At 70.3% G+C, this 26,069-nt stretch carries 26 protein-coding genes and 1 pseudogene; 15 read left to right on the top strand and 12 right to left on the bottom strand.

All coding sequences use genetic code 11. The annotated features are described in order from the left end of the window. Positions 1–3: 3 nt before the first annotated feature. From ACWCSU_RS43145 to ACWCSU_RS43130, 4 genes are all read right to left on the bottom strand, one after another. Positions 4–1,521 (bottom strand): RtcB family protein, encoded by a 1,518-nt coding sequence (locus ACWCSU_RS43145; RefSeq protein ID WP_449942339.1) that lies wholly within the window; start codon positions 1,519–1,521, stop codon positions 4–6. A gap of 407 nt (positions 1,522–1,928) precedes the next feature. Beyond that, positions 1,929–2,555, bottom strand: coding sequence for a TetR/AcrR family transcriptional regulator (locus ACWCSU_RS43140; protein ID WP_357708185.1), 627 nt, complete (start codon positions 2,553–2,555; stop codon positions 1,929–1,931). Positions 2,556–2,601: 46 nt separating this feature from the next. After that, a complete protein-coding gene (locus ACWCSU_RS43135; RefSeq protein ID WP_449942338.1) occupies positions 2,602–2,892 on the bottom strand; it encodes an antibiotic biosynthesis monooxygenase family protein in 291 nt (96 codons plus the stop codon). 374 nt (positions 2,893–3,266) lie between these two features. Next, the gene (locus tag ACWCSU_RS43130) at positions 3,267–4,268 is read right to left on the bottom strand and encodes a magnesium and cobalt transport protein CorA (protein WP_449942337.1); all 1,002 of its coding nucleotides are present in this window, start codon (positions 4,266–4,268) and stop codon (positions 3,267–3,269) included. A 510-nt stretch (positions 4,269–4,778) separates the two neighbouring features. On the opposite strand from ACWCSU_RS43130, the gene ACWCSU_RS43125 reads away from it, so the two are divergent. Together ACWCSU_RS43125 and ACWCSU_RS43120 are read left to right on the top strand one after the other, a co-directional pair. Next, entirely contained in the window at positions 4,779–5,213 is a 435-nt protein-coding gene (locus ACWCSU_RS43125) for an SRPBCC domain-containing protein (RefSeq protein WP_449942336.1), read from the top strand. Positions 5,214–5,381: 168 nt separating this feature from the next. Beyond that, on the top strand, positions 5,382–5,765 hold the full coding sequence (locus tag ACWCSU_RS43120) for a VOC family protein (protein WP_357708181.1): 384 nt from the start codon (positions 5,382–5,384) through the stop codon (positions 5,763–5,765). A 119-nt stretch (positions 5,766–5,884) separates the two neighbouring features. Here ACWCSU_RS43120 and ACWCSU_RS43115 read toward each other — a convergent pair whose 3' ends face one another. Next, positions 5,885–6,514 carry an NAD(P)-dependent oxidoreductase gene (locus tag ACWCSU_RS43115; RefSeq protein WP_357708180.1) on the bottom strand — a complete coding sequence of 210 codons (630 nt, stop codon included), beginning with the start codon at positions 6,512–6,514 and terminating at the stop codon, positions 5,885–5,887. Next, entirely contained in the window at positions 6,511–6,972 is a 462-nt protein-coding gene (locus ACWCSU_RS43110) for a DUF6640 family protein (RefSeq protein ID WP_449942335.1), read from the bottom strand. Before ACWCSU_RS43110 ends, ACWCSU_RS43115 begins: the two co-directional genes overlap by 4 nt. 123 nt (positions 6,973–7,095) lie before the next feature. Here ACWCSU_RS43110 and ACWCSU_RS43105 point away from each other — a divergent pair, with 123 nt between their 5' ends. Further along, positions 7,096–7,779 carry a TetR/AcrR family transcriptional regulator gene (locus tag ACWCSU_RS43105; RefSeq protein ID WP_449942334.1) on the top strand — a complete coding sequence of 228 codons (684 nt, stop codon included), beginning with the start codon at positions 7,096–7,098 and terminating at the stop codon, positions 7,777–7,779. Positions 7,780–7,831: 52 nt separating this feature from the next. Continuing rightward, positions 7,832–8,089, top strand: a complete 258-nt coding sequence (locus ACWCSU_RS43100; RefSeq protein WP_449942333.1) for a hypothetical protein — start codon at positions 7,832–7,834, stop codon at positions 8,087–8,089. Between the two features lie 345 nt (positions 8,090–8,434). On the opposite strand, the gene ACWCSU_RS43095 is transcribed toward ACWCSU_RS43100, so the two are convergent. Genes ACWCSU_RS43095 through ACWCSU_RS43080 form a run of 4 tightly spaced genes read right to left on the bottom strand, consistent with a single transcriptional unit; the run spans position 8,435 to position 13,128 of the window. Beyond that, a complete protein-coding gene (locus tag ACWCSU_RS43095) occupies positions 8,435–9,688 on the bottom strand; it encodes an ROK family transcriptional regulator (protein ID WP_449942332.1) in 1,254 nt (417 codons plus the stop codon). Further along, positions 9,681–11,162: a glycoside hydrolase family 3 protein gene (locus ACWCSU_RS43090; protein ID WP_449942331.1), complete on the bottom strand. Its 1,482-nt coding sequence runs from the start codon at positions 11,160–11,162 to the stop codon at positions 9,681–9,683. Before ACWCSU_RS43090 ends, ACWCSU_RS43095 begins: the two co-directional genes overlap by 8 nt. Beyond that, positions 11,159–12,094, bottom strand: a complete 936-nt coding sequence (locus ACWCSU_RS43085) for a BadF/BadG/BcrA/BcrD ATPase family protein (RefSeq protein ID WP_449942330.1) — start codon at positions 12,092–12,094, stop codon at positions 11,159–11,161. The genes ACWCSU_RS43090 and ACWCSU_RS43085 overlap by 4 nt, the downstream gene beginning before the upstream one ends. After that, positions 12,091–13,128 (bottom strand): hypothetical protein, encoded by a 1,038-nt coding sequence (locus ACWCSU_RS43080; protein WP_449942329.1) that lies wholly within the window; start codon positions 13,126–13,128, stop codon positions 12,091–12,093. Before ACWCSU_RS43080 ends, ACWCSU_RS43085 begins: the two co-directional genes overlap by 4 nt. A gap of 66 nt (positions 13,129–13,194) precedes the next feature. Here ACWCSU_RS43080 and ngcE point away from each other — a divergent pair, with 66 nt between their 5' ends. The 11 genes and pseudogenes from ngcE to ACWCSU_RS43025 all read left to right on the top strand — a co-directional run bounded on the left by ngcE (position 13,195) and on the right by ACWCSU_RS43025 (position 25,204). Next, complete coding sequence (ngcE, locus tag ACWCSU_RS43075; protein WP_449942328.1) at positions 13,195–14,583, top strand: N-acetylglucosamine/diacetylchitobiose ABC transporter substrate-binding protein; 1,389 nt, start codon at positions 13,195–13,197, stop codon at positions 14,581–14,583. Positions 14,584–14,595: 12 nt separating this feature from the next. After that, complete coding sequence (locus ACWCSU_RS43070; RefSeq protein ID WP_357708169.1) at positions 14,596–15,507, top strand: carbohydrate ABC transporter permease; 912 nt, start codon at positions 14,596–14,598, stop codon at positions 15,505–15,507. Next, positions 15,507–16,409 (top strand): carbohydrate ABC transporter permease, encoded by a 903-nt coding sequence (locus ACWCSU_RS43065; protein ID WP_357708168.1) that lies wholly within the window; start codon positions 15,507–15,509, stop codon positions 16,407–16,409. Before ACWCSU_RS43070 ends, ACWCSU_RS43065 begins: the two co-directional genes overlap by 1 nt. Positions 16,410–16,832: 423 nt before the next feature. Next, on the top strand, positions 16,833–17,678 hold the full coding sequence (locus ACWCSU_RS43060) for an SAM-dependent methyltransferase (RefSeq protein ID WP_357708167.1): 846 nt from the start codon (positions 16,833–16,835) through the stop codon (positions 17,676–17,678). A 201-nt stretch (positions 17,679–17,879) separates the two neighbouring features. Continuing rightward, positions 17,880–18,134 carry a hypothetical protein gene (locus ACWCSU_RS43055; protein WP_449942327.1) on the top strand — a complete coding sequence of 85 codons (255 nt, stop codon included), beginning with the start codon at positions 17,880–17,882 and terminating at the stop codon, positions 18,132–18,134. Positions 18,135–18,406: 272 nt separating this feature from the next. Further along, positions 18,407–18,529: pseudogene (locus tag ACWCSU_RS43050) on the top strand (double zinc ribbon domain-containing protein); the annotation flags it as partial. Positions 18,530–18,676: 147 nt separating this feature from the next. Beyond that, entirely contained in the window at positions 18,677–19,114 is a 438-nt protein-coding gene (locus ACWCSU_RS43045) for a hypothetical protein (RefSeq protein WP_449942355.1), read from the top strand. Next, positions 19,111–22,248 (top strand): ATP-binding protein, encoded by a 3,138-nt coding sequence (locus ACWCSU_RS43040; RefSeq protein WP_449942326.1) that lies wholly within the window; start codon positions 19,111–19,113, stop codon positions 22,246–22,248. The genes ACWCSU_RS43045 and ACWCSU_RS43040 overlap by 4 nt, the downstream gene beginning before the upstream one ends. Further along, complete coding sequence (locus ACWCSU_RS43035; RefSeq protein WP_449942325.1) at positions 22,248–22,847, top strand: hypothetical protein; 600 nt, start codon at positions 22,248–22,250, stop codon at positions 22,845–22,847. The genes ACWCSU_RS43040 and ACWCSU_RS43035 overlap by 1 nt, the downstream gene beginning before the upstream one ends. A gap of 11 nt (positions 22,848–22,858) precedes the next feature. Further along, a complete protein-coding gene (locus ACWCSU_RS43030) occupies positions 22,859–24,295 on the top strand; it encodes a hypothetical protein (protein ID WP_449942324.1) in 1,437 nt (478 codons plus the stop codon). A gap of 111 nt (positions 24,296–24,406) precedes the next feature. Beyond that, positions 24,407–25,204 carry a maleylpyruvate isomerase family mycothiol-dependent enzyme gene (locus ACWCSU_RS43025; protein ID WP_449942323.1) on the top strand — a complete coding sequence of 266 codons (798 nt, stop codon included), beginning with the start codon at positions 24,407–24,409 and terminating at the stop codon, positions 25,202–25,204. 47 nt (positions 25,205–25,251) lie between these two features. On the opposite strand, the gene ACWCSU_RS43020 is transcribed toward ACWCSU_RS43025, so the two are convergent. Together ACWCSU_RS43020 and ACWCSU_RS43015 are read right to left on the bottom strand one after the other, a co-directional pair. After that, a complete protein-coding gene (locus ACWCSU_RS43020; RefSeq protein WP_449942322.1) occupies positions 25,252–25,455 on the bottom strand; it encodes a hypothetical protein in 204 nt (67 codons plus the stop codon). 198 nt (positions 25,456–25,653) lie between these two features. Beyond that, entirely contained in the window at positions 25,654–25,884 is a 231-nt protein-coding gene (locus ACWCSU_RS43015; RefSeq protein WP_449942321.1) for a transposase, read from the bottom strand. Positions 25,885–26,069: the final 185 nt, after the last annotated feature.

The following is a 26,069-nucleotide window of genomic DNA, read 5'->3' as shown; positions in this document are numbered from 1 at the left end:
CGGTCAGCCCTTGACGGTGAGGAGCGGGCGCAGCTCGGCCACCGGGTCCGCCACGCCTCCCGCGTGCAGGCTCGACACCACGGGCCCGATGTCCTTGTACGCCCACGGAGCTTCCTGCTTGAGGTCGCGCCGCCAGGCCGCCATCACGTCCGCGCGGCGCGCCACGGTCGGATCGCGGTGGTCCAGCGGCGTGACCACGCGGAACTCCCGCAGGAACGCGTCGAGGTCGCGGTCGCCGGCCCGTGCGGTGGCGCCGCGCGGGACCCGCCGTCCGGCGCCGTGGCAGGCGCTGGCCAACGTGCGGGCGTTGCCGTGGCCCCGCAGCAGGTAGCTGGACGCTCCCATCGACCCGGGCACGATCACGGGCTCACCCCACATCGCGTACGGGCCGCCGCGCATCTGCTCGTGACCACCCGCCGGCGTCGCGCCCTTGCGGTGGACGACGCGGTCCCCGTCCTGCCAGAACAGGTTGTGCGGCGCGTCGTAGACCAGGCGCGCCGTCATCCGACCGCATTCGGCGGCGAGCCCCGCCCGCATGGTGAGGGCGAGGAAGAACCGATTGCCTGAGGCGAAGTTGGCGGCGTTGCCGAAGGCGTCCAGGTAGCGGCGCCGGGCGGCGGCCGTGCGCCCGTCCAGCAGGAACGGCAGGATCTCGTTGCGGGGTCGCGACAACCCCGGCGGCCAGGTCCGGCGCAGCCGGTCCAGCGCTGTGGCGTTGGCCTGGTGTCCCAGCGCCAGTGAGCCGCTGTGCACCATCAGGACGACCGCGCCCGCCGTCAGACCCCACGCGTACGCGGCGGCGGGATCGTGGATCCGTGCCACGTACTGCAGTTCGGCGAAGTGGTTGCCGCCGCCGATGCTGCCGATGAGGCTGTCGTGGCTGGCGGCCTCGGTGCCGCCCGCGCTGGTGATCCAGTCGGCGAACGCCTCGGCGGTGCCGGTCGGGTGCGCCGGGGCGTGCATGCGGTCCAGGCAGTCCTCGGTGTCGGTCGGCTGGTGGCCTTGCCAGGGGGCGTCGCCGGTGAGCATGAGCCCCGGGAGCCCGTCGCGCAGGAGCGCCTCCCGCTGGGCGGGCGTGAGGGCGATGCGGCGGCCGCCCTCGAAGAACAAGTGCCGCAGCCGCCGTTCCAGGGCGTCCAGGCGCGGCCGTACCTGCTCCACGGTGAGTGAGGTGACCTCCAGCCGCATGCCGCAGTTGACGTCGTTGCCGACCGCCTGCGGGAGCAGCGCGCCCTCGGTCTCGATGACCGTGCCGATCGGGATGCCCGCCCCCTTGTGGAAGTCAGGGGTGAGGACGAGGCGGACCAGGCGGGGCAGCGGACCGTCGTGGCCGGGTACGGCCTCGGAGAGGCGGTCGAGGGTGCCGGCGGTCTCCAGGACGGACAGCACTTCGTCCACGGCAGCCGGTTCGAGAGGCACACGCTCGTCGGCACAGATGTCGACGGGGACGTCCCAGGGGTTCGGGAGGGTGAGCCACTGCTCGTCGCGGCGCACGAGACGGCGGTCCTGACGGGTACGCATGATGGTGAAGTCCTTCGGGCTGCTGAAACGCGATGAAGGGGCGGGCGCGGTCGAAAGCGCGCCGAAGAAGGCGACGGACCGGAGCCGCCGCCGTGGGCCTCGTGGTTCAGCAGCCGCGAGGGTGAAGGCGTGCCCGACTGTAGTGCGGCACACGCCGCCCACACCACGGATTTACGCCTCCACCGAGGAGGCGATGCCGGCACTGTCCCCTTCCACCATTTGACATGGAAAACCCGGTTTCATGCGGTGAGCTGCGGCCACCGTGTATCTGACCCGCGCCCCCTCCCCCGCAACGAGAGGTGAGAGATGACCACAAGGCGCTGCCGATCCCGGTACTGCCGCCGTGCGGATTCGCCGTCTGCCCGTGGCGTGCGGTCGACGTGCTCAGCCCCACCCCGCCCGGCCGGTCAGGGCAGTGTCCGGGTCGGGTCCTCAAGTGTGGCCAGAAGCGGTTCGACGGTAGTGAGGGCCTGGTCGACCAGGGCGGCGAGCGGGGTGGCGCCCTGGTCGGCCACCCATCTGCGGGAGGCGGTGAACAGGACCCCCGCGAGGACGAAGGCGATGAGTTCGAGCTGGTAGTCGTCGGCCGGGCGCCCGGTGCGGCCGGCGAGCAGGGCGGTCAGGAGCTCGATGGTCCTGCGCTCTTCGCCGGCGTAACGAGCTTCGAGGGCCGGGACGGTCGCGACGAGCCGCATGCGGGCGAGGGTGAGGTCGCGGTCGGCTTCGGCCGCCGCCACGACCGCGCCCATGGCGGCACGGACCGTCGCCGTCAGGGGCTCGCCCGCGGGTCGCTCAGCGGTGGTGGTCTCGAAGAGGGGGGAGGCGTCGTTGTCGAGGACGACGTCCTCCTTGGTGGGAAAGTAGCGGTAGAAGGTGGTGGTGGAGGTCTCGGCCGCCTCGGCGATCTGCTCAACAGTGGTGTTCTCGTAGCCCTGGCTCTCGAAGAGACGCAGCGCCGCGGTCTGGATGGCGCGGCGCAGCTTGATCCTCTTGCGTTCCCGCAGGCCCGGGGAGGGATGAGTCGGTGGGCTCATTGTGCCGGTCTCTGTTCGCAGGCCGACAGGGCCGCTCCGCTGCGGGTCATGCTTGCAGCACGACCTCGTAGACGGCGACCGGAGGAGGGGTGACGCCCAGCTCCGCACTCGCCTCCTGACGCGCCTGGGCGCCTCGGCCCTCGCTGTTCCTGCGCAGGTCGTCGTCGCTGTCCCACAGGGAGATGGTCAGGACCTTGCCGCTCTGGCGGTCGGCAAGCAGGTAGAAGCCTTTGAAACCGGGAACTTCGCGGAAGCTTGGGAGCTGCTCCTCGCAGAACGTGAGGAGACCGGCGAGCTTGTCGCTTTCCGCCTCCGTGGAGACAACCTGAGCGAACATGACATGACGTCCTTTCGGAGATCGAGCCACGAGGGGTCGCCCGCCGCCTTGCGGTGTGCTGTCCGATGAAAGGCAGCGCCCGTAGGAGCGATGGGATGAAGCCACGCCAACCGACCCGATCCACATGCAGGCTGTTCGGGTCAATGACACAAATAGTAGTTTGACCCATATTTTTAGATTTGTCACCCGCCGTGAAGGCCGGGGCACATGTCTGCCCGGCGGGAGGCACCAGGAGCGCTCGAAGTCCTCGGCCAACGGCGTTGATCCAGGCCGCAGAGCCTGCCACCACGACAGGCTCCGGCTCAGCCGCTGTCACACCAGCTAACCGCACAGGTGTGCTCATCGGCAGCCGTCGCTCCACCCGGCGGAGCCGTTCACAACCATCCGCTCCTGCGCAGCAGCCGGTACACGATGATCACGGCGATGACCATGACGCACAAGCTCAGCGGGTAACCGAGCAGCCAGTGCAGTTCGGGCATGTGGTCGAAGTTCATGCCGTAGACCCCGGCGATCATGGTGGGGACGGCGATGAGCGCCGCCCACGAGGAGATCTTGCGCATGTCCGCGTTCTGCTGCATGGCCGCCGCGCTCTGCTCGCGGCCGACAAGGGCCAGGTGGGCGTTCAGGGCGTTGGTGAGCAGTTCGTTGTGCTCGTCGACGGCCGCGTCCACCCGCAGCAGATGATCGAGTACGTCGCGGAACTGGTCGCGGGCCACGTTGCACAACTCCACCCGTCCCTTGACGATCTCCTCAAGGACGGGGATGAGGGGATCTTGAGCGGCCCGGAACTCCAGCACCTCACGCTTGAGCGAGTAGATGTCCTCGGTCACGTCGGCCTGCTCGCCACTGAAGACCCGCCGCTCCAGCACGATCAGGTCGTGCTCGACCTCGTGGGAGATCTCCGAGTAGGTGTCGACGATCTGGTCGCAGATCGCGTACAGCACCCCGGCCGGCCCGGCGGCCAGCAGCTCGGGATCGCCCTCGATCCGCCTGCGCACCCTTGTCAGCGGGTTGGCCTGCCCATGCCGGACGCTGATGACGAAGTCCGCGCCGACGAACAGGTTGATCTCGCCGACCTCGATGTCGGAGCCGTCCTCCACGTACAGCAGCGTCTTGAGCACCACGAACAGGGTGTCGCCGTAACGTTCGAGCTTGGGCCGCTGATGGGCGTGGATGGCGTCCTCCACCGCCAGCGGGTGCAGCTTCACCTCACTGGTGATCAGGTCGAACTCCTCCTGGCTGGGCTCGTGCAAGCCGATCCACAGGAAGCAGTCGCCCCGGGTCCTGGCATCACTGAAGGCGTCGCTGATGTCGCCGTGGATGGTGTGGCGTACGCCGTCGCAGTAGATCGCCTTGTCCACAATCACATCCGGCATTGTCGCCCATCGAACGACTCACCGGCCGACGCGTTCGAGCTCAAGGCTGCCTTCTCCACCTCGATGCCCGGCGCACGTCCCTGCGTCGTCGGCGCGGATGGGGGACGATCTCGTGCCGTTCCATCCGCAGCCAGCCGGGGCTGCGCCGGTATCGTGACAGCGCGCATCCGGGAAACCTCGGCCAGGACTGACACGATGCGCCGCCTCTCTCACCCCGGCCCGACTCGGCCTGCCGAGTGAGCAGAGCCTGCAGGCGGGAGCCGGTTGAAGGGGGCGCCGCCCCGGCCAACCGGCTCACGCCGCCTGCGGCTGTCGCGTTCTCGGGGCGACGGGTTTCTCGCGGTGGCGGGGGAAGGGTTCCGGCGAGGGTGCGCACGCCACCGTTGCGGATCTGGTGAGCGGGAGGACCGGCGCCCTGATCATGCGGACGTCTGGGGCTGGCGGGCGACTGTCGCAACCTTTATGTTGCTATATTAATGGCAACACAAAGGTTGCGACAGGAGGGTGGGCATGGTCCCGGACACGATCGAACGCGAAGTGGTGCTGAGGCATCCCATTGAGCGGGTGTGGGCCGCCCTGATCATCGCCGAAGGCCTCTCGCGGTGGTTCGGTTCGGTGGCCGAGGTAGATCTGCGGCCCGGCGGGCGAGCGTACTTCCGCTGGGAGGACCTCGGCCAGGAATCTGTCGCCACGATCACGGTGGTCGAGCCACCCCACCGTTTCGCGTTCAGGTGGGGGATCGAGGGCCTGCCGGCGAACCATGAACTGCAGACGCTTGTGGAGTTCACGCTGGAGCAAGTGCCGGACGGCACCCGGCTGCGTCTCGTGGAGAGCGGATTCGCCCAAGCCGCCGACGACGTCGCCTGGTCCGCCCATAAGGCCAATAGCCAGGGATGGGACGCAGAACTCGTCGACCTGAAGACCTACCTCGATGCGGCCGCCTGATACGGAAGGGCAGGCCGTCGCGGTGTTCGCGGCGCTCACCGACCCGACGCGGCGGGCGCTGCTGGAGGGCGCAGGTGTGGCTGGCCCTGCTCGCCAACAGGTGGGACGACCGCCTGACCGCGCTGAAACACACACTGGACGCCACCAACATGAAGGAGTCGAACAACCATGGACAAGCCTGAATTCACCGCCGGCCTGAACATCGCCATGAAGATCCCCAAGGCGCAGTACGAGGCCACCGTGGCCTTCTATCGAGACACCCTGGGTTTCGAGGTCAAAGAGGACGACGTCTCCTATGCACCGACCGTCTCGAGAACTCATTCGGTGCGGTTCGGGCCCAACACGCTGTGGCTCGACTGCGTGGACAACTACAGCCAGCCCGACCTGTGGCTGCAACTCCACACCGATGACCTGGACGCGGCGACGGGCAAGCTGGCCGACATCGGCATCCACCCCTGTGATGAGCTGGAACCCTTGGAGAACCTCGATTCCAGAACCCATTGGATCAAGAACCCGGCCGGTATCGTCCACCTGCTCGCACAGTCCGGCTGATCACATCCGACGCAAGCACAGGAGCGGCGAGGCGTCGCAAGCGTTGCCTGACCCTATTCGTGGTGAGGCAGGGCCTGCTGGACCTCGACGACAGCATCTGCGCCGGCCACAGCGCACGATCAACGGGATATCTCGATGATGGACCGCCGGCTCGCCTGATCGTCGAGATGGTTGAGCATGTAGTGCGCGAGATCGGCACGCGACAAAGTACGCGGGCGCGGCAGGTGCTGGTTGGCGGCCGTCCGGTACTGGCGGGTGAGCTCGCCGTCGGTCAGCTTCGGCGGTCGGACGATGGTCCAGTCCAGGTCGCTGGTGGTGACGACGTCCTCCATCTTGGTCATGTCGGTGTAGACGTGGCGGTACAGCGGCCGGACCACACCGCCGATCAGCAGTCGCCGGCTCAGCGGTGCGGTCGGGGGCAGGCTGAGACTGGCTGAGGTGACGCAGGTCAGTCGGCGCACTCCGCTGTCCCGCATGGCCGCGATGATGCCGGTCATACCTTGCGAGTAGACGGTCGTGGGACGTCGATCGGCGCTTCCGAGGCACGACAGCACCGCGTCGTGGCCCGCGAGCACCCGGCGCCAGCCATGGGGTTCCAGCACATTGCCGGGCAGGATCGTCAGGCGGGCATGGCCGGGGATCGATTCGGGGGTGCGTGCCACGGCGGTGACGCGGTGGCCGGAGCCCAGGGCCTGGTCGAGCAACTGCGCGCCCAGGCCACCGCTCGCACCGAAGACGAACAGCCTCACGACGTGACCTGACGGCGGCGCGTCACGGCGAGGAGCACCGCGACGGCGAGGATCACGCAAGTGACGGCGGCCATGAACAACTGGCCGTGCAAGCCGAGAACGAACTGGGTTTCGTCCTTGAATTCCGGGTCGTACGTGGCGGTGCCGGGGAACAGCAGCGCGGGGAACATGCCGGCCCACGGTACGGCCACGATGCCTGCCGACCACAGCAGGCGGGAGTGCGTGTCCCCATGGCGGCGGACCAGCAGGAGCAGGGCGAGCAGGCCGAGAGCCAGCGACGTGACGATGTACTGCGCGTCGTGGAACTTGGCGTGCGGGGGCCAGGCCGGGTTGTACATGTGCTCGTGGGCCGTGTCATGGAGGACCAGGTCGAACAGGAGCGCTCCCAGGGCGGTCTCGACCGCCACCAGGGCGATGAGTACGCGCGGCAGGGCCCAGTGTCGCTTCGATGTCGTCACGCTTACCTCTCACGGTGATTGGAGACGTTCTATGAGTGTAGTGACTACATCGACGGTGTCGATACATGAATAGAGTCACACTATTTATGTATCGGCCGCCGCGAGGGCTCGTACGCTTGGCCCATGAGCGAGATGACGAGTCGGCGAGACCGCAAGAAGCAGCAGACGCGGCAGGCCATCGGCGAGGCAGCGATGCGGCTCTTTCTCGCGCGGGGATTCGACGCCGTCACCATCGCCGACGTGGCCAGGGAGGCCGACACGGCGGTCCAGACGGTCTTCAACCACTTCCCGACGAAGGAGGACCTCTTCTTCCAGGAGCGCGACAGCTTCGTGGCAGCACCGAGCGCGGCCATCAGGAGCCGTCGAGACGACGAATCAATCGCACAGGCCTTGGCCCGCGGCTACCTACGCCTGCTCGGCGACTATCACGTCGCCGGCCTGCTCGTGCAGAGCGTCGAGTACCAGCGGACCATGGACGCCAGCCCTGCACTGCGTGGCAGGGAACTGGAGCTGCGCCGGGAGCGAGAGGATCTTCTCGCCGCCACTTTGGCCGAGGACATGCCGCCGCAGGGGGATCCGCTACGCCCGAGGCTGGTGGCGGCACTCGCATCGGCCATTGACCGGGTGCTGGACGGGGAGTTCCGGCACCGACTGCTCGCGGGAGAGGGGGCCAGTGAGGTCCGGGCCTCGCTGGCGCCGATGGTCGAAGAGCTGTTCGGCACCATCGAGGCCGCCTGCCGGCACCTGGATGCGTCCAGAACTGAAAATCCCCGCATCACCGAGCCTGCGCGCCGATCACCTGCCTGAAGCAACCTCCCGAGATCATTTCGGCTGAGATCAACTCATTGCTCTTGGACCTGTGGACGAGGATGTGGCGCGGCTGCCCCCGCTGGGCGACGCCCACCTCAACTGCCTGGGCCGCAGCGCGCTCGCCTCCTCGGCCTCGGCGCAGGGCCTGCGGTCGCTCGAGGAGATGGTGGCCGCCGCCCTGAAGGGTGTTCAATACTCCGTTCACGGTCGTGAGCTGCACGTTCGTCCTGGCTTCCGGGCCGGAGCAGTAGCCCGGGTCGGCATGCTCGAACACGTGGCTCTGGGAGAAGCGCACTTGAACCGGTGACAGATGCCTCTGGGCAACTCCCGGCCGGGCTGCCTAGTTTCTTGAACGGAACCGTCTCCGTGAAGGGAGCATCGTGCGTCCGCTCAAACGTTCGGTCATCGCCGCCGCAGTGCTCGCGGCGCCCCTCCTGGCGACCCCCGCCGCCCACGCCGAAGGCTCCTACGAGTGCTTCTTCGGCAGCATCACCCCTGGTCAGTACGGCTACCACCTCTCCGGCAACCCGTGCGACGGCACCGGATACGCCAACGTCGTGATCACGGTACGGTCCGGCTCGGCCGCCGGAACCCACCGCTGCGGCACCGCCTTCTCCTGGAACGGCTTCCTCGGCGCCGACGACTGCACGAATCATCCGGCCGGGCGGTCTCCCGGGGGTGGGCGGAGGCGGTCGACGGCGGGCGCGGCGTGCACGGCGTACTCGCCGAGGAGCTGGCCGTGCGCCTGTTCGAGGCTGAGGACGGCCGCGCCGAGCGTGGTGGCCAGCGCGCCGACGACGCTGCCGGACACGGCCACGAACTCGTGCAGCGGCCGCACCGCGGCCTGCACCGCAGCGACGACCTCGGGCGCGTCCCCGATCTCTCCTCCGATGACCACGAGGTCGGGGTCGACGACAGCGGCGAGCGCCGCGCACGCCCTGGCGACGTCCAGCACGTACGCGTCCAGGACGGCCTTCGCCTCGGCCGAGCCGGCGGCGACGTCGCCCAGGATGGCCCGGACCACCTCGCCGACGGAGGCGTCGGAGGCCACGGCCGCCCGGGACCGGTAGGAGTCGACCAGGCGGGAGGCCGCCAGGCGGTCCTCCATGGCGTGCCGCGAGGTCTGCTCGGCGCCGTCGGCCCACGGGAACGGCAACCGCGACAACTCCCCCGCCGCGCCGTGCGCGCCGCGCACCAGGCGGCCCTCGTTGATGATCCCGGCGCCGACGCCGACGCCGAGCTGCAGGTAGGCGAGGCTCGGCACGTCGGCCCCCGCGCCGATCCGCATCTCGGCCACCGCCGAGCAGTTGACGTTGTTCTCCAGCCGGACCGGGCCGTCGTAGTGGCCGGCGAGCGCGTGGAGCAGCGTGGCGACCGCGCCCTGCTCGCGGCCGGCGTCGGCGGCGGTGACCTGGCGGCGTCCGGCGTCGATGATCTGCGGAAGCGCGATCGTCACGGCCCGCAGCCTGCCCCGGCGGCGCGGGTCCGCGCACCAGGCGGCGAGCTGCGCGGCCGCCCGCTCCATGATCGGCGCGGTGGGCTCGCGCCGGCGGGCGGCGCCGGGACGGCCGGGTTCGGCGACGGAGACGTGCTCGGTGTCCGCCCCGGCGAGGTCGACGGCCATCAGCTCGACGTGCGAGCTGCCCAGGTCGATGCCGAGCGCCCAGCCGACCTCGCCGGCCGCCTCGAACATCACGGCTGGCTTGCCCGTGGCCGGCACGTGCCGGCCGTTGCGGTGCAGGTAGCCGGCCTTCTCCAGGGAGCTGACCGCGTCGTTGACGCTCGGCTTGGACAGGCCCGTCGCCGTGAGCAGCCGCGGCCGGGTGGTCGAGCCGTGGCCCAGCGTGTGGCTCAGCACGTGCCGCTGGGTCGGGGGCAGTTCCGCGGCGCGGGTGTCGTCAGCCAACCGGGGTCTCCTTCGCGGCGGTGAGGGCGCGCACCGCGGCGGCCGCGCTCGCCCGCGACGCGCCGAAGGTGCGGATCACGCCGGTGGCACGCGGGTAGGGCGTGCCCGGATATCCCATGTCGACGACGACCAGCCGGGGCGCGCGCAGGCGTTCGAAGACGGCCGCGCTGCCGGGATGGCGGGGCAGATCCCGTACCACGGCGATCACGATATCGGAGTCGGCGAGCTCCGGAAGATCGGGAAGGTGCTCGATCGGCGGGGTAAGGACGTGGTCGGCGAACTCGACGCCGGCCTCACGCAGCTCGGGCCCGATCCCCCAGGGGACGGGACCCGCGGCGATGGACGTGCGGTCGTCGAAGGTCAGCACGTGGACGCGGCCCCCGCCGAGCGAGACGTCACCCTCGACGACGGTCGCTCCCCACGCCGCCCGTACGCCGGCCGCCCGCTCGGCCGCTGTGTCGGCCGCGCCGGGCACGCCCGGGACGCCGGGGTACGCGCCGGCCATCGCGCGGACACGCCGGTTGGCCTCCTCCAGCCGCTCGACGCTCAGCTCGCCGGATTCGGCGGCGGCCACGATCGCCTCGACGACCGCCCGGGTCGCCTCCTCGAACTGGTCGGCGCCGAGGCACAGCGCGTCCACGCCGGCCCGCAGCGCGCCCACGGCGGCGGCCGGCAGCGAGGAGGCGTGGTTGAGCACGCCGTGCATCTCCAGCGCGTCGGAGATGACGACGCCGTCGTAGCCGATCCGCTTGCGCAGCAGGCCGTCGATCACGGCCGGGCTCAGGGTCGTGGGCGCGCCGGGGTCGAGGCATTCGACCACGACGTGGGCGGTCATCATGGACGCCACCCCGGACTCGGCGGCCCGGGTGAAGGTGCGCAGGTGCTCCGACTCGAACGCGGCGCGCCCGGCGGTCACCCGGCCGAGCGACAGGTGCGAGTCCAGCAGCGATCCGCCGAGCCCCGGGTAGTGCTTCAGGCAGGCGGCCACGCCCGCGCTCTGCAGGCCCTCGATCCAGGCGGCGGCGTGCTCGGCGTTGAGCTCCGGGGTACGGCCGTAGGAGCGGGTGGTGAGCGGGCCGAGCGGGTCGGTCACGTAGTCGCCGATGGGCGCGAGGTTGTAGTTGACGCCGAGTTCGCGCAGTTCGAGGCCGATGCCGCGGCCCACGGCGCGGGTGGCCGCCAGGTCGTCGTTCTCGCACAGCACCCGGTTGCCGGGGTAGGGGCTGCCCTCGTCGTGGTGGATGCGGGTGACGTCGCCGCCCTCCTCGTCGATGCCCACGACGGCGGTGGGGCGGGCGTCCAGGATCTGCCGGACCAGCGCCGCCACCTGCTCGGGCGAGACGATGTTGCGGCCGAACAGGATGACGCCGCCGAGCCCTTCCCGCAGCCGGTCGAGCAGCCACGCCGGGGCGGTGGTCCCCTCGAAGGCCGGCAGCACGGTGCCGAGGGCGAGTTCTCGCAGGTGGGCGTTCACGCGGGTTGCTCCTGTTCGTTCAGCGGTGCCAGGCGGGCGAGCCGGATGGCCCCGAGGACCGGCTCGGCGTCGAGGACCGACAGCGGCAGGGACACCTTCTGGGCGGTGAGCCCCGCGGCGAAGGCGGCCCGGAAGGCGGGCTGGTTGACCATGATCGCACCCGCCCCGACCACGGCGTCGGCCCGTACGCCGAGGCGCAGCGCGGCCGCGACGTTGCCGGCCAGGCGCGAGGCGTTCTCGGACACGGCCTGCCGGGCGCAGGGCGAGCCGGCGTCCGCGCACGCGAAGACGCCCGCCGCCAGGTCGCCCAGGGTCTCGTACGAACGTTTGAGCGCGGCGGGCAGACGGCGGTCCTCGGTGAGGGCGAAGGCCCCGGTCACGAAGGGCCGCAACACGGGGTCGCTGCCGCCCTGGTCGAGACGTTCGGTGTAGGCGCGCAGGGCGTCGAGGACGATGCGCGGCGCGCTCCCGTGGTCGCCGAGCATCCAGCCCCATCCGTCGGTGAGGACCATCGTGCCGTCGGCGGTCCTGCCGCCGACGACGGCGCCGGTGCCGGCGATCACCGACAGCGCGTGCTCACGCCCGGCGGCCAGGCCGACCAGCAGCGCGTCGTTGCAGACCTCGACGGCGACGCCGGGGCCGAGCTCGGCGGAGACGGCGGCGCGCAGCTCCCGTACCAGCGCGTCGGAGTCGCAGCCGCGGGCGCCCACGCCGACCGCGGCCAGGACGACGTCTGCCGGCGTGACCTGTCGCAGGGCCTCTCCGATCAGCCGGGCCCGGCCGGTGATCGGCAGGGCGCCCCAGGTCGGATTGGTCCTGGTCTCGGCGGCGAGCCTGTCGCCGGTGTCGGCGTCCTCGATGTGGACGCGGAGGTAGGAGCCGCCGATGTCGAGGCCCGCGACGCCGCGGCGCGGCCGGTCGACCGTGCTCACGCGGCGGTCCCGACCTTCGTGTCGATGCGGGTGAACACCGCGTCCTCGGGGCGGCGGCCGGTGGCCGCGCACGCCTCCTGGACGACCATCTGCCAGATGACGGTGGCGGCGACGGCCAGCTCGGCGTCCGTCATGCCGGGCAGGTGGATCTGGTGGAGGGGGCCGGTCCCGTCGTAGGCGACCGGCTCGGCGCCGAGGAGGTGCACGGTGGCGCCGTGGTCGGCGAGCTGCCGGGCCAGCAGCGCCTCGCCGCCGCGGTCGACGATCAGGTGGACGCTCCCCGGCCGCGCGCTGTCCATGAAACCGTGCAGGTACGAGCGGGTGTCGAAGCTCGCGGCGGGCACCGCGGCGCCCTCGCGGAGCAGCAGGGCCCCGCCCTCGGCCGCGGCCATCCCGGCCCCCGAGGAGATCAGGTCGGCGTGACCGGCCGCCAGCACGTCGGCGGCGATGCGGGCGGCGTCCGCGCGCCGCCGGTCGATCACCTCGGCCAGCCGCGGCCCGAAGGCGGCCCAGCGCTCGGCGTCGAGGTCGCCGGTCAGGTGCCCGGCCAGCATGGCCATGGCGAGCGCGGTCGCGGTGAAGCCGACGGTGGACACCCGGGAGTCGGCGACGCCGCCCAGCCACAGGCTCCGCGGCGTCAGGTCGGCCACGGGCGAGGGCACCTGGTTGACGACGCTCATGCGCGACCGCTCGGGCACCGCCGTCAGGGCGCGCACGATCTCGACGCTGCGGCCCGACTGGGAGACCCCCAGGTACGTCGTCCCCGGCCGCACCTGGGCCGCGGTGAAGTCGGCCCCGGTCAGCTGCTCGCACGGGACGCCGCGGGCGGTGAGCCCCGCCACCAGCACGTGGGCGGCGGCCCTGCTGGCCCCGATCCCGAACACGACCAGGCGGTCGGCGACGGCGCCCCCATGGCGGCCGAGCTGCTCCGGCAGGGCGGCGGCGAGGGCCGTCAGAGCCTCGGGCTGGCCGCGGAACGCCTGGTCGAAGGAGTTCCACGGTGGAGCGGAAGAACTGCCTGTTGCTGTAGCCATGTTAGTAAGGTAGCTTACCTTACTCAGGATCGTCAAAGGAGCACGATTCCTGTGGAGGTGTACCGAATGAACGACCGTCCGTCGCAGCCCAGCCCGACCCGCCGTTCGGTCCTGGCGTTCATGACCCTGGCCCCCGTGGCGGGCGCGCTGGCCGCGTGCGCCACGCCGGGCGGGCGCCAGGCCCCCGCCGCGACCCCGACGGGACGCGCCGTCGCGGGCAACCCGTTCGGGGTCGCGTCAGACGCGCCCGTGGAGATCGTCGTCTTCGACGGTGGCTACGGCCAGACCTACATCAAGCGCCCGATCGAGCTGTACCGCAGCAAGCACCCCAAGGCGGACATCAAGCAGTCGGCGACCCAGCAGATCCAGCAGAGTCTGCAACCCCGCTTCGTCGCCAAGAACCCGCCGGACGTGGTGAACAACTCCGGCTCCAACGCCATCGACTACGGCGCGCTCGTCGGCGACAAGGCTCTCCTGCCGCTCGCGCCGCTGCTGGCCGCGCCCTCGTGGAGCGCTCCAGACGTGACCGTGGCCGACACCCTGCGGCCCGGCGTGGTCGAGGTGGGCACGCACGGCGGCGAGTTCCTGGTGCTCAACATCTCCTACGGCGCCTACGGCGCGTGGCACAGCTCGTCGCTGTTCAAGGAGAAGGGCTGGACCTACCCCCAGACCTGGGACGCCTACCTCGACCTGTGCGAGAAGATGGCCACCGCGGGCATCGCGCCCTGGGTCTACCCCGGCCAGTTCCCGTACTACATGTTCTGGTGGCTCGCTTCGATGATCTACAAGGTGGCCGGCAAGGAGGTCGTCGAGAAGATCAACAACATGGAGAAGGACGCCTGGACCGACGAGCGGGCCGTGGCCGCGCTGAAGGCGTTCGAGGCCGTCCCCGCCAACGGCTGGGTGCTGAAGGGCAGCTCCGGGCTCAACCACACCGACGCCCAGATGCAGTTCCTCCAGGGCAAGGCCGGGTTCGTGCCGGGCGGTTCGTGGCTGGAGAAGGAGATGGGCGACAGCGTCCCGGCCGGCTTCGACATGTCGATCTGCCGCGTCCCGTCGATCACCACCGCCGACGACCGGCCGTTCGGCGCGCTGTGCGCCAAGGCGGGCGAGCCGTACGTCATCCCGCGCGACGCCGCCAACACCGCCGGCGGCCTGGAGTTCCTGCGGGCGATGCTGGCCGACGACAGCGCCGCCGGCTTCATCGCCCAGGCGGGCACCCTGTCGGCCAACCGCAGGGCCGAGCTGCCCGGGGACGCCAAGCACGGGCTCACGTCGATCAACGCCGCGCTGGCCGAGGCCGGCGACAACGTCTTCGGGGTCAAGCTCGACACCCGCAACAGCCGCCTGTGGAACGACATCGCCAAGGTGATGGGCCGCTTCATGAACGGCGACGTGAAGGCCGCCCAGCTCGCCACGGAGGCCCAGCGCCTCACCGACGCGGCCCGGCGCTGAGGCGGACGAACCATGCGCAACCGGCACCAGAGCCGCATCATCATCGGCTTCCTGGCCGCGCCCGTCCTCCTCTACACGGTGTTCGTGGCCTCGCCCTACGTCCAGGCGTTCTACATCGCCCTGACCGACTGGCGCGGCCTGTCGGCCGAGCTCGGCTTCGTCGGGCTCGGCAACTTCGCCGAACTGGCCGGCGACCCGGTGTTCTGGAAGGCCCTCGGCAACAACGTGATCCTCCTGGTGACGCTGCCACTCGTCACCATCGGGCTGGCGTTGTTCCTGGCCTTCATGCTCAACGTCGCGGGCGGCCCCCGCGGCGGGGAGATCCGGGGCGTCAGGGGCGCCGCCTTCTACCGGGTCGTCTACTTCTTCCCGTACGTGCTGTCGATCGCGATCATCGGCGTGTTGTGGATGAACGTCTACAACCCCATCAACGGCCTGCTCAACGGCGCGCTGCGGGCCGTCGGCCTCGGCGGGGTGCAGCCGTCGTGGCTCGGCGACGAACGGCTGGCCTTCTGGGCCGTGCTCGCCGTGCTGGTCTGGAACGGCGTCGGCTTCTACGTCGTGCTGTTCACCGCCGGCATCAAGGCCATCCCCGCCTCACTGCTGGAGGCCGCGGTGCTCGACGGCGCCTCCAGGACACAGGTCTTCTTCCGCATCACGATCCCGCTGATCTGGGAGAACATCAGGACGGCCGCCGTCTACCTGGGAATCGCCGCCCTTGACGCCTTCGCCGTCGTGCAGATCATGACCGGCGGCGGGCCGAACGACTCCACCCAGGTCGGCTCGTTCTACCTCTACCAGAACGCGTTCTCCTACGGCCGGTTCGGCTACGCCTCGGCGATGGGCGTCGTGCTCTTCGGCGTCACCCTGGCCCTGTCCGCGTTCACGCTTTCCGCGACCCGCCGAGAGAGGATCGAATTCTGATGGCCATCGCCACGCATGAGCGGGTGAGCGGGCGGACGGCCGCGGGCCCGCGCGGGTCGCGGTCCGGGCGGCGCGGTTCCGTCGGCCCGACGGTCGCCGTCGCGCAGGCGTTCCTCGTCCTGTGGGCCGTGGTGTCGGTCCTGCCGCTGGTCTGGGCGGTCGTCAGCGCCTTCAAGTCCGATCCCGAGATCGTCGCGGACGCGTGGTCGCTGCCCGGGGCCCTGCGCTGGGAGAACTTCGCCCGCGCCTGGGAGACCGCCTCGATCGGGACGTACTTCGGCAACACGGTCGTCGTGGTCGGCGGCGGCGTCGCGCTGACGCTGCTGCTGTCGGCCATGGGCGCCTACATCTTCGCCCGCTTCGAGTTCCGGCTCAAGAACGTCCTATACTACTTCTTCATCGCCGGGATGACCTTTCCCGTCTTCATGGCGCTGGTCCCGCTGTTCTTCGTCGTCCAGAACCTCGGGCTCGGCAACTCGCTGCCCGGACTCATCCTCGTGTACACGGCGTACTCGCTGCCGTTCTCGATGTTCTTCCTGGTGGCCTTCTTCCGGACGCTGCCCGAGGAGGTCGCCGAGGCCGCCAAGCTCGACGGGTGCGGCGAGGCGCGCATCTTCTTCCGGGTCATGCTGCCGCTGGCCCGGCCGGGGCTCATCAGCGTCGGCATCTTCAACTTCATCGGCCAGTGGAACCAGTACCTGATCCCCCTGGTCCTGGTCAGCGACGACGACAAGTTCGTCCTGTCCCAGGGGCTGGCCAACCTGGCGGTCGAGCAGGGTTACGCCGGTGACCGTTCGGGGCTGTTCGCGGGCCTGACGATCGCCATGGCGCCGATCCTCATCGTCTACGCCCTCCTCCAGGGCCGGATCCAGGCGGGCATGACGGCGGGCGCGCTGAAGTGACCCGTGCGAGAAAGCACTCTCACTCGCGGGAGGGAGACCGGGAAAAGGGGCCGCTTCCCAGCGTGGGCGGCCATGAAAGCGCACGTACGGCCGACGCTGCCGGCCGCGCGCTCGGCGGTCGTCGCCAGTCAGCCTCAACCCGGCCACAAGTCCCAAGCGCAATCCTCGGCCCCATGCGCGTGAACAAGGTGGGAGGTCCTCGAACCGAGCCTGCACGCGCTGCGCGCCACCGCCGACCCGCTCTTCGACGGCGACCCCGCCAGGGCGGCCGAGACGTCCGCCGACCATTCCGCGGGCCGCTCCCCCGTCCCGACCGCCACACCCGCAAGAAGAGCGAGCCCTCTTCTCGCTGAGCCAGGGATGTTGTCGTTCCAGGTGGGATTCGCCGGATCCCGCCCCCTGAATCCCGCTAACGTGGGACACATGGCAGTTGATCAACATGGAGGTGCGGGGGTGGCCGGCGACAGGCGGACGGGGGTCGATCTCAGGACGCACGTGCCGCACTCGGCGCGGGTCTACGACTACCTCCTGGGGGGCAAGGACAACTTCGCGGCCGACCGCACGGCGGCCGAGGAGGTCATCAAGATAGCCCCCTACATGCCGACGTCCGTACGCGCCAACCGCGACTTCATGGTCAGGGTGACCCGCCATCTGGCGGCCGAGCGCGGCGTCGACCAGTTCATCGACATCGGCACCGGGCTGCCCACCTCGCCCAACCTGCACGAGGTGGCCCAGCAGGCCGACCCCGCCGCCCGGGTCATCTACGTGGACAACGACCCGCTCGTCCTCGTACACGCCCGCGCCCTGCTCACCAGCACCCCGGAGGGCAGAACCCGCTACATTCAGGCCGATCTGAACGACCCCGACGCCATCATCGGCTCGGCCGAGGTCCGCGACACCTTCGACTTCACCCGTCCCGTCGCGCTGTGCCTGATCGCCGTGGTGCACTTCATCCGCGACGACTCCGACGTCCGCTCGATCATCGAGCACCTGATGAAGCCGCTGCCGCCGGGCAGCTTCCTGGCCCTGTCCACCATCACGCTCGACAGCGCGCCGAGCAGGCTGGTGAGCGAGGCCGTCGCCCAGTACAACCGGCGCGGCATCATGTCCAAGGCCCGTACCAGAGCGCAGATCGAGGAGTTCTTCACCGGGTTCGAGCTCATCGAGCCGGGTGTGGTGCCGGTGCACCGGTGGCGGCCCGACGACCAGGCGCTGCTCGTGGAGGACTCCATGGTCTCGATGTACGGCGGGCTCGCCGTCAAGGCCTGACCGGCGTCTGGAGGGCGGTGGTCTGAACTCGGTGATGCGCATGACTCGCGCGGCCAGGGCGTAGAGGGCGGCGCCGATCGCCGCGGCGAGTATCCGGGGGTGGATGTCGAGAAGGCGGTGTCCGTCGCGAGTAACGCCGGGTAAGGCCAGGGCCCCGGGGCGAGGCGAGGCAGTTCAGCGGTGGCCGGTCAGGATCGCGTGGTGGTCGATGTCGTGAGGGCCGTGCGGGTCGATGTGGATGTTCGCCCGCCTTCAAACGGGCGATCTCCTGGATGGCGGGTCGATCACGTTGTTGCGCTTGACCTCACGGTCACGACCGCCTTCTCCTTCCTGGGGCTGCTCCCCCGAACCGATCGTGACAAGGAAATCGAAATCTTGGTGTCGCGGCACCGGCTGATGGTGATGCAACGGCAGGTGAGAGAACGTCTCGTGGGACTACCGGCGCATTCACGATGAGCCGGCCGCGCCCGGTATCAAGGTTGCCGCTTCCACCGTGCGGGAGACCCTCAACTCGTACGACATTGATCCGTCTCCCGACCGGACCGCCACCACCTGGGCCACGTTCCCGCGCAGCCAAGCAGGCGCCCTCGACCGATCGTCCCGGTCCCCCTGCACTGGGACCCCCGCACCCGCGCCTCCATGGAACGACGTACCCAAGGCAGCCTGTCCAAGAAGGAGTGGACGTGACCCTCCCAAGAGGCACGGGCTATCCTTGACCTGGGGGAACAATGCACTGCCGATCTTGTGGGTACGAGAGCCTCGCCGACTCGGCATACTGCGAACGCTGCCGAGCGGCGCTGACCCGCCCATGCCACTCCTGCGGCGAACCGGTCCCATCGGACGCGGAGCGCTGTCCCGCGTGTGCCAAGCCCGCGATCGCCCAGCAGCGCCCACCCCCGCCCGCACCACCCCCGCCGCTCCACGCATCAGCACCGGCGCGGCCCCAGGCACCAGCGCCGGCGCCGCAACCGGCGGCACCTTCCACGCCGGCCCGCGACATGCCCGCCCCGGCGGAAGGTCAAGCCGGTCAGACCGCCCGGTTCACCGGCATTGTCCGCGACTTCCAGCAACGCCGGGATCGGTCGCTGGGAAACACCGATATCGAAGAAGAAATCTGGCACTTCCGTATCGAACGGTACGACCCGAGCGGCAACCGTCTGACCCCGATCCCCGTGGAGATGACGGGCCTGTCCTTCGTGGGCGCTCTGAGCAACGGCGACCACGTCACCGTCGAGGGTAAGTGGCGCGAAGGCACGCTACGAGTCGAGGAGGTCGCCAACCTCACCACCAACGCCCGCGTCCGCGCCAAGTCCTATCGCCGGCTGCGCATCGTCGTGGCCGTCGTGGTCATCACCTTCTTCGTGATCATTGTCACGATCATCCTCAGCAGCGTCATCTCCATGTGTTCATCTCCATGGCCACCGGAGCTGTCATGACCGTCGATCCTGTGAGCACGGCCGCCGTCGACTATCTCCAGCGGGTGCGGCTCATGCCACCACTGCCCGGCGCCACGGGAAGCATGGCGCCCCTGGCCGCGCGCCGCCTCGTCCACATCGCCGGAACCGGGCAGCCGGTGCGTGAATCGGTACCGGAGCCGGACCTCTCGCCGCCGGACGGCAAGCGGGCTCCCGAGCCCGGCTTCACCCTTCCCACGCTGCCTCTCCTGGTCGGCCTGGCCGGCGCGGGCACGCCGGTGGCGTTCCTGCTGGACGGTCACGGCGACGACGTGTCCGTGCGGATGGGCACCTGGGCCGGCGACGGGCCGGGAGCGGCGGACGACACCGCGGTCGAGGCGGCAGCCGAGGCACGGCAGGCCATGCTGCTGGCCGTCCTGGACGGCTGCTACCCAGCCTTGAGCATCAACGCCGCCGGGGTCGCCACACCACGGCTGGACCATGGCGCGCTCGTGCTCGGCGTGCCCAGCCCGGCCACGGTGGACCCCAGAGACGGAGGGCTGCCGATCGACCGGCTGGTGCGGTCGATGAACGGCCTGCGGTGGGCCGCTCTCGTGCTCGCCACGCCGGTCGACGCCGACACCCTCGGCGCCGACCGGAACCGGGTGCTCAACGAGATGCGGGCGGTCGCCGTGGCCGTGGATGCGGCGGGGATCAGCAGCCCGCTGGCCGAGCACTACCTGAGCATGCTGCAAGCGCGCCTGGACGCACTGTCCGACGCCCAGGCCCGAGGCGGCTGGCGCACGGCCGTGTACCTGTTCGGTGCCGCCTCCGGCGACCTGACCGCCCTGGCCGCCGCATGGCGGGCGGTGCACTCGGGCATCAGGTCCATCCCCGAGCCGGTGCGTACGATCCCGCACCCCCTGGCCGCCGAGCTGGGAGCCCGCTGGGCGCTGCCCGACGCCCCCGAGCAGCCTGGACCCAACCTTTACCAGCACCCCTACGGAGCACAGACCTTGCTGAGCTCGGCGCAGCTGTCGGCATACGTGCACCTGCCGAACCTGGAGACGCCCGGCTTCGCGATCACCCGAGCGGCACGTTTCGACACGGTGGTCCCGCGGGTCGACAGCGGGGAGCCGCAGGTGCCCCTGGGGCAGGTGCTCCAGCATCGTCAGCCGATGGGCGGCGCCTACACGATGCCGCTGCGCTCGCTCACCCGCCACGTCTTCGTCCCGGGCACCACCGGTTCGGGCAAGACCAACACCATCATGGGCCTGCTGGTGGAAGCGGGCGCGCAGGGCATTCCGTTCATGGTGATCGAACCCGCCAAGACGGAGTACCGCGCTCTGATCGACCATCCCGCTCTCGGCCGGGACGTGCAGATCTTCACCGCCGGCAAGGCCACCGTCGCGCCGTTCGTCCTCAACCCGTTCGAGGTGCCGGCGGGCACCACCGTCAGCGAGCATCTCGACCTGCTGAGGGCCGTGTTCAACGCGGCCTTCGGGATGTGGACCCCGCTCCCCCAGATCCTTGAACGGTGCCTGCACGAGGTGTACGTCGACCGGGGCTGGGATCTGCGTACCAACGCCAACATCCGGCTCGGCGAGCTGACCGGGACGCACGACGCCTTCCCCTCTCTCACCGATCTGATCGCCAAGGTCGGCGAGGTCATCCCCGCACTGGGCTACGAGGACCGCATCGCCGGTGACATGCGCGCCGCCCTGCTCACCCGCCTGGAGTCGCTGCGCCACGGCGCCAAGGGCGCGATGCTCGACGTGGCCCGGTCCTTGCCGCCCGAGGTGCTGTTCGACCGGCCGACCGTGGTCGAACTCGACGCTCTGGGCGACGAGGGGGACAAGGCGTTCGTCACCGGGCTGCTGCTGATCCGCCTGGCCGAGCATCGCCGCGCCCGAGGCCAGTGCCAGGACCTGGTGCACCTCCTGGTCGTGGAGGAAGCACACCGGCTGCTGGCCAACGTGCGCACGGACAGTTCGGAGGAGTCGGGCAACCCGCGCGGTCAGGCCGTGGAGACCTTCTCCAACCTGCTGTCGGAGATCCGCGCCTACGGCCAGGGGGTCGTCATCGCCGACCAGGTGCCGGTCCGGCTGGCGCCCGACGTGATCAAGAACACCAACCTGAAGATCGCGCATCGCATCATCGCAGCCGATGACCGTACTGCGCTGGCCGGAGCCATGGCGATGGACGAACAGCAGGCCAAGGCCCTGATCACCCTTCAGACCGGCGAGGCCGCCGTCTTCGGCGGGGGCGACGACGCGCCCCTGCTGGTACGAATGCCGCTGGTGAAGGACCCGCTGTCGCCGCAGCCCCCGCAGGACGACCGGGTGCAGCAGCACATGGCGCGCTGGCGGCAGGAAGGCTCGCTGGCCGCGCTCTTCCTGCCGCGGCCGTTCTGCGCCGAGACGTGCGCCGATCCGGCGACGTGCGACACCGCCCGGCTGCTGGCCGGCGACGAGTACGTCCAGCGTGTCACCTCCCGCCTCGTCACCTCCGTCATCGACGAGGCGGGCGCCCTGGACCGCCTGTGGGACGACCTCGTCTCCACCCTTGGCGCCCGGCGCCCGCCCACCGTTCCCGCCGACGCGCTGCTGCGGGCGTTCGCCGGGCACGGGACCGACTGGCTGGCCACCCGGCGCGGAGCCCAGCGCGCCTGGTCCTACAGTGACACCGCCGAGTTGCGCGACCGGCTGCGCGCCGTCCTGCTGGACCGGCTCGACAACCAGGGCCGCGACGAGGCCGCGCTCATCGGCGCGCTGCAGCAGACGGCCCACCGCCTGCATGCCCGACAGGGCGAGCCGTACCCGGCCTGTCATCTGGTGTGCACCCAGGACCCGGCCCTGTGCCTGTACCGCTCGGCGGTCGCCGATCTGGTCAACAGCGGCCGCTATCAGCCCGGATGGCTGGAGGCCGACAGCATCGACGCCGTCTCGGAGGACAAGCGGCGGCGCCGCACCTGGGAGGTCTGTCAGGACGCCGCGTACGAACTGATCGAATTCCCCTCCGATGAGCTGCCGGAACCGGCCAGAACGGCACTGGACACGGCGGCCCGCAGGGTGTGCCTCTGCTTCGAGCAGCAGATGCTCGCCGACGACCGCCGCAAGGCTCCACGCAGCGGCCGGCGCATCGTGGCCAGGGTGATCGAGGAGGCGGGTCTGTGATGGCCGGCCGGCGCTCAGGTGAGGACAGCGATCGCGCCCTGCAGGAGCGGGACAAGCGCCAGGCGGAGTTCGAACAGTTCCATCGGGAGGGCATGGAACGGGCCGCCGACGCGATAGAGGCATCGGGCATGCCATGGGCGAGTGAGACCGCGGCGGCGATGCGGCGCGCCTACGATCCGGCCGGGGCACAGCTGGCCGAGGCGCAGAAGTTCTGCGCCAGCGGAGGCGGGACCGGCGGCCTCGACATCGGAGTCGGCGGCAAAGCCGACGTCTCCGCCGAGAAGGCGTTGGGTAATTCCATGCTCGCGGAGGGGTCGTCGAAGACGCAGTTCGGTGAGGGCATCGACCTGGGGGCCCGCCTTGACGCACCGCAAGGTTTCGAGCAGAAGACGCTGGGATTCGAGTACCTGAGCGAGCGCGGCACCCCAGGCTCCGACCACGAGCAGCACGAGTCAAAGGAAGGGACCATCTCCCTTCCCGACAAGTCGGACACCTCCACCCAGGTGCCCGAGCCGGGGCTGGCGGCCCGCCCCGCCGAGGCGTCGGCGAACCCCGAACAGATCGACTCCTTCCGCAAGAAGGAACTCGGCACGGGATAGGAGGAGCGGCCATGTCGGAACGAGATCTCGAGCAGACCCAACACTCCACCGACAAACCGGAAGGGACGGAGAGCGCGGCCAGCTCCGAACGGCCCAGCCTGAACTCCCGCGAATCGACCACCGAGCAGCCCAAGCCGGAGGGCCGCGAACAGTCCGCCTCCGGGCCCGACGATCGTGATCGTCCCGACCTGCCTGACACGCCGAGTCACGCCTCCGGGAACGCCGGAGGGCTGGCGAGCCCGGAGAACCGTACGCTGCCCGGCAAACTGAACGAACCTGCGCAGTGGGATGACGCGGTCCAGCGGGGTCCGGTCTCGGAGAACGCCGTACAGCTGTGCGGCGAACAGCAGCCCACCGGCGCCGGTGGCATGAGCGGCCCGGAGGCCACCTCCTCCAAAGGCACCTCTCCGGCAGATGCGACGCAGACCGCCGATCCGCGCGTGAGCCAGTCCAAGGACGCCGGTACGCCGGGCAAGGGCCCAGAAACCGGCAACCCCGGCAAGACCGGCGAGAAGGCCGGCAAACCGGAAACCCCGGGCCCGGACGGACGGACCGAGTCCCAGATCCGAGCCGACCTCGAACAGCGGTCCGGCAAGAGCTACTCCCAGCTCGTCATGGAACTCGGCCGCGGCCCTCTCGACCCCGCCAAGATCTCGCCCCGGCAGGTGGAGCAGGAATTGGAGAGCAAGAAGGCGCTGCCCACGAGAGACACCAAGGAACCGACCGTCATCGGCAATGTCCTGGTCCCGCATGAATACCAGGCCGGCCGGTACGTCACCGAAGGCCGGGTGGGGCCCGAGTCCAAGGTCGAGGCCGCCTCCAAAGCCGGGCAGGAAGCCGTTCGCAAGGACTTCGTGTCCGGAGTCGCCGGAGGCATGGCAGGGGGAAGGCCGGGCTCAGCCTCCGAAGGGCTGGTCAAGCCCGCGCCCGAGGTCTCACGCGGCTACGAGCCGCGACCGGCCCAGACGTACGAACCGAGGCAGGGAGCCTACAAGCCGGAGGCGCCCTCGACCGTACGCTCGATGGCAGGCCCCAGCGCGGGCGAGATGCGTGCCGCGAAGGGCTTCCAGAACGAGAAGGCGGTCGCCGACCTCACCGGCGGCAGCCTGGCCAGGGACAACCGGGCCGCCTCGATCAGTGCAGGCGGTGCCCTGAAGGACACCGAGATCCGCTACACCCTGCCCAACGGGCAGGGTGGCGTCGCCAAGGTCGACGTGCTGGGGCCCAAAGGGGAGCTGATCCAGGTCGGCGGCCCCGCCAAGGCTGAGAATCTGTCGAAGACCATCGGCGACCTCACACATCTGCAGCGGGCGGCGGAGTCCCGTGGTGTCAACGCGGAGGCGTACTTCACCAGGGACACTCCGAAGGCCGTCCTGGAAGCGGCCGGCAAGGTGCTGGGCAACGACCACGTGCACACCTTCGACCGGCCCGACTACCGTTTCCGGTAGACCGCGCGTCGACGGTCCTGCTCACGCAGAGCCGGGATGGGACACCCTCGTGCGCATTGAGTGAACCGCTCCGCTTACCGGTCTCGGGATCGACGGTGATAGACATCCCGCGTGGAAAAGACTCTTGAGTTCCCTGACCTGCTGCGACTGATCCATGAACGGTCGACCGCCTTCCGGGCCGCGGTCGCCGCCGCACCCAGTCTCGACGCACAGGTGCCGACCTGCCCCGAGTGGAAGCTGTTTGATCTGGTGAAGCACCTGGGTGGGGGAGACCGTTTCTGGGCCGCCATCGTCGGCGCGGGGCCTGCCGACGCTCCCCCTGCCGAAGCCGCCGCCGCGCGCGCCGCTCTGGAAGTGCCGCGGGAGCGCGAGGCCCTGCTGGCCTGGCTGAAGGAGTCGACGCAACTTCTGCTGGACGTGCTGCGGGAGGCGGGCCCGGACGCCGGCTGCTGGGCGTGGTGGAGTGCCCTGCAGACGCCACGGACCTCCGGCGGAGTCGCCCGGCACAGGGTTCAGGAGAGCGCGGTGCACACGTACGACGCCCAGCTCGCCGCGGACGCCCCGCAGCCGGTGCCGGCCGAGGTCGCCCTCGACGGTGTCGAAGAGTTCCTGTTCACCTGCGTCGCGACGCCCAGCGCCTGGCCGCACAGGCCCACGGCCTTCGACTTCCACGCCGCCGAGGGCCGCTCCTGGCGCCTCACGGTCGACGGCGACGGCGCACGCTCTACCCGCATCCCCGCGCCCGCTGCCGCGACCGGCGAGGAATCGGACGCAGCCGGCGCCTCCATCCATGGCACGGCCAGTGAACTGGTCCTCTACCTGTACGACCGTATCCCGGCCGGCTCCTTGCACGTTGACGGAGACGCAGGGCTGCTTGACCTGCTCCGCGCCTGGGAGCCGGAGGAGTAGACCCGGCGCTCGGGTCCGCACGCCGGACGCGGAGCAGGAGCCACCGGTCAGCGCGCGGCGACCGTCGCCGACAGGGCCAGGGTGGCGGCGCCTCGGGCGTGGCCGCTGTCGTCCCAGGGGCGGACCATGATCTCCACTCCCGACAGCACGCCGCTCTCCACCGCCGGCCGGAACCCGGGCTCCAGATACGGCCACAGCACGTGGCTCTCGCCGATCACCGCCAGCGCCCGTACGGCCAGGACGTTCACCACGCCCGCGGCCGCCCTCCCGAGCGTTCATAGATACGCACCAGGCGGCGGTAGCGGACCAGCCAGGCAAACGTCCTTTCCACCACCCGCCTGCGGGGCAGCACCGCGAAGCCTCGCAGGTCGTCGTTGCGCTTGACGATCGTGACGGCCAGGCCGAGGATCTGCCGGGTTCAGACCTGCAGCCGTCCGGCGTAGCTGCCATCAGCCCAGACCAGCGTGATGGTGGAGAACTTCTCGCGCAGCAGCGACAGGACCGGATGCGCCGTCGCGGTCCTGCACGGACGCGGCGGTGACCATCACGCACAACAGCAGCCCGAGGGTATCCACCACGACATGCCGCTTCTGCCCGTTGAGCCAGCAGGCGCAACCCCCGCAACCTCCCGGCCAGCCGCTCGGGCAGACCACGCCGCGACCGGCGCAGGAAGAACGCATACACCGCCTCATGTGGTGGGAAGTCGACCGGCGGGGCCCGCCACTCGACCCGATACCGGGTCACATCGCCGATCGCGTCCAGCATCGCTTGTAGGTCACGCACCATCGGCCGGCCTGCTTGGTCGTCTGCTGGTCATGACCATGACTCCCGAGATCCGACGAATGTGGCCACTCCCGCTGTCACA

Source organism: Nonomuraea sp. NPDC001699 (genome assembly GCF_053596455.1).
This window is presented reverse-complemented; position numbering and strand designations above follow the sequence as displayed.

Excerpts from the sequence above, each read along its gene's own strand:
- ACWCSU_RS43135 (WP_449942338.1), bottom strand. The coding sequence starts at position 2,892 with ATGTTCGCTCAGGTTGTCTCCACGGAGGCGGAAAGCGACAAGCTCGCC.
- ACWCSU_RS43065 (WP_357708168.1), top strand. The coding sequence starts at position 15,507 with ATGGCCATCGCCACGCATGAGCGGGTGAGCGGGCGGACGGCCGCGGGC.
- ACWCSU_RS43015 (WP_449942321.1), bottom strand. The coding sequence starts at position 25,884 with ATGCGTTCTTCCTGCGCCGGTCGCGGCGTGGTCTGCCCGAGCGGCTGG.
- ACWCSU_RS43125 (WP_449942336.1), top strand. The coding sequence starts at position 4,779 with ATGGTCCCGGACACGATCGAACGCGAAGTGGTGCTGAGGCATCCCATT.
- ACWCSU_RS43140 (WP_357708185.1), bottom strand. The coding sequence starts at position 2,555 with ATGAGCCCACCGACTCATCCCTCCCCGGGCCTGCGGGAACGCAAGAGG.
- ACWCSU_RS43030 (WP_449942324.1), top strand. The coding sequence starts at position 22,859 with ATGTCGGAACGAGATCTCGAGCAGACCCAACACTCCACCGACAAACCG.
- ACWCSU_RS43035 (WP_449942325.1), top strand. The coding sequence starts at position 22,248 with ATGGCCGGCCGGCGCTCAGGTGAGGACAGCGATCGCGCCCTGCAGGAG.
- ACWCSU_RS43120 (WP_357708181.1), top strand. The coding sequence starts at position 5,382 with ATGGACAAGCCTGAATTCACCGCCGGCCTGAACATCGCCATGAAGATC.
- ACWCSU_RS43080 (WP_449942329.1), bottom strand. The coding sequence starts at position 13,128 with ATGGCTACAGCAACAGGCAGTTCTTCCGCTCCACCGTGGAACTCCTTC.
- ACWCSU_RS43045 (WP_449942355.1), top strand. The coding sequence starts at position 18,677 with ATGCCCGCCCCGGCGGAAGGTCAAGCCGGTCAGACCGCCCGGTTCACC.
- ACWCSU_RS43130 (WP_449942337.1), bottom strand. The coding sequence starts at position 4,268 with ATGCCGGATGTGATTGTGGACAAGGCGATCTACTGCGACGGCGTACGC.
- ngcE (WP_449942328.1), top strand. The coding sequence starts at position 13,195 with ATGAACGACCGTCCGTCGCAGCCCAGCCCGACCCGCCGTTCGGTCCTG.
- ACWCSU_RS43145 (WP_449942339.1), bottom strand. The coding sequence starts at position 1,521 with ATGCGTACCCGTCAGGACCGCCGTCTCGTGCGCCGCGACGAGCAGTGG.
- ACWCSU_RS43060 (WP_357708167.1), top strand. The coding sequence starts at position 16,833 with ATGGCAGTTGATCAACATGGAGGTGCGGGGGTGGCCGGCGACAGGCGG.
- ACWCSU_RS43040 (WP_449942326.1), top strand. The coding sequence starts at position 19,111 with ATGACCGTCGATCCTGTGAGCACGGCCGCCGTCGACTATCTCCAGCGG.
- ACWCSU_RS43105 (WP_449942334.1), top strand. The coding sequence starts at position 7,096 with ATGAGCGAGATGACGAGTCGGCGAGACCGCAAGAAGCAGCAGACGCGG.
- ACWCSU_RS43070 (WP_357708169.1), top strand. The coding sequence starts at position 14,596 with ATGCGCAACCGGCACCAGAGCCGCATCATCATCGGCTTCCTGGCCGCG.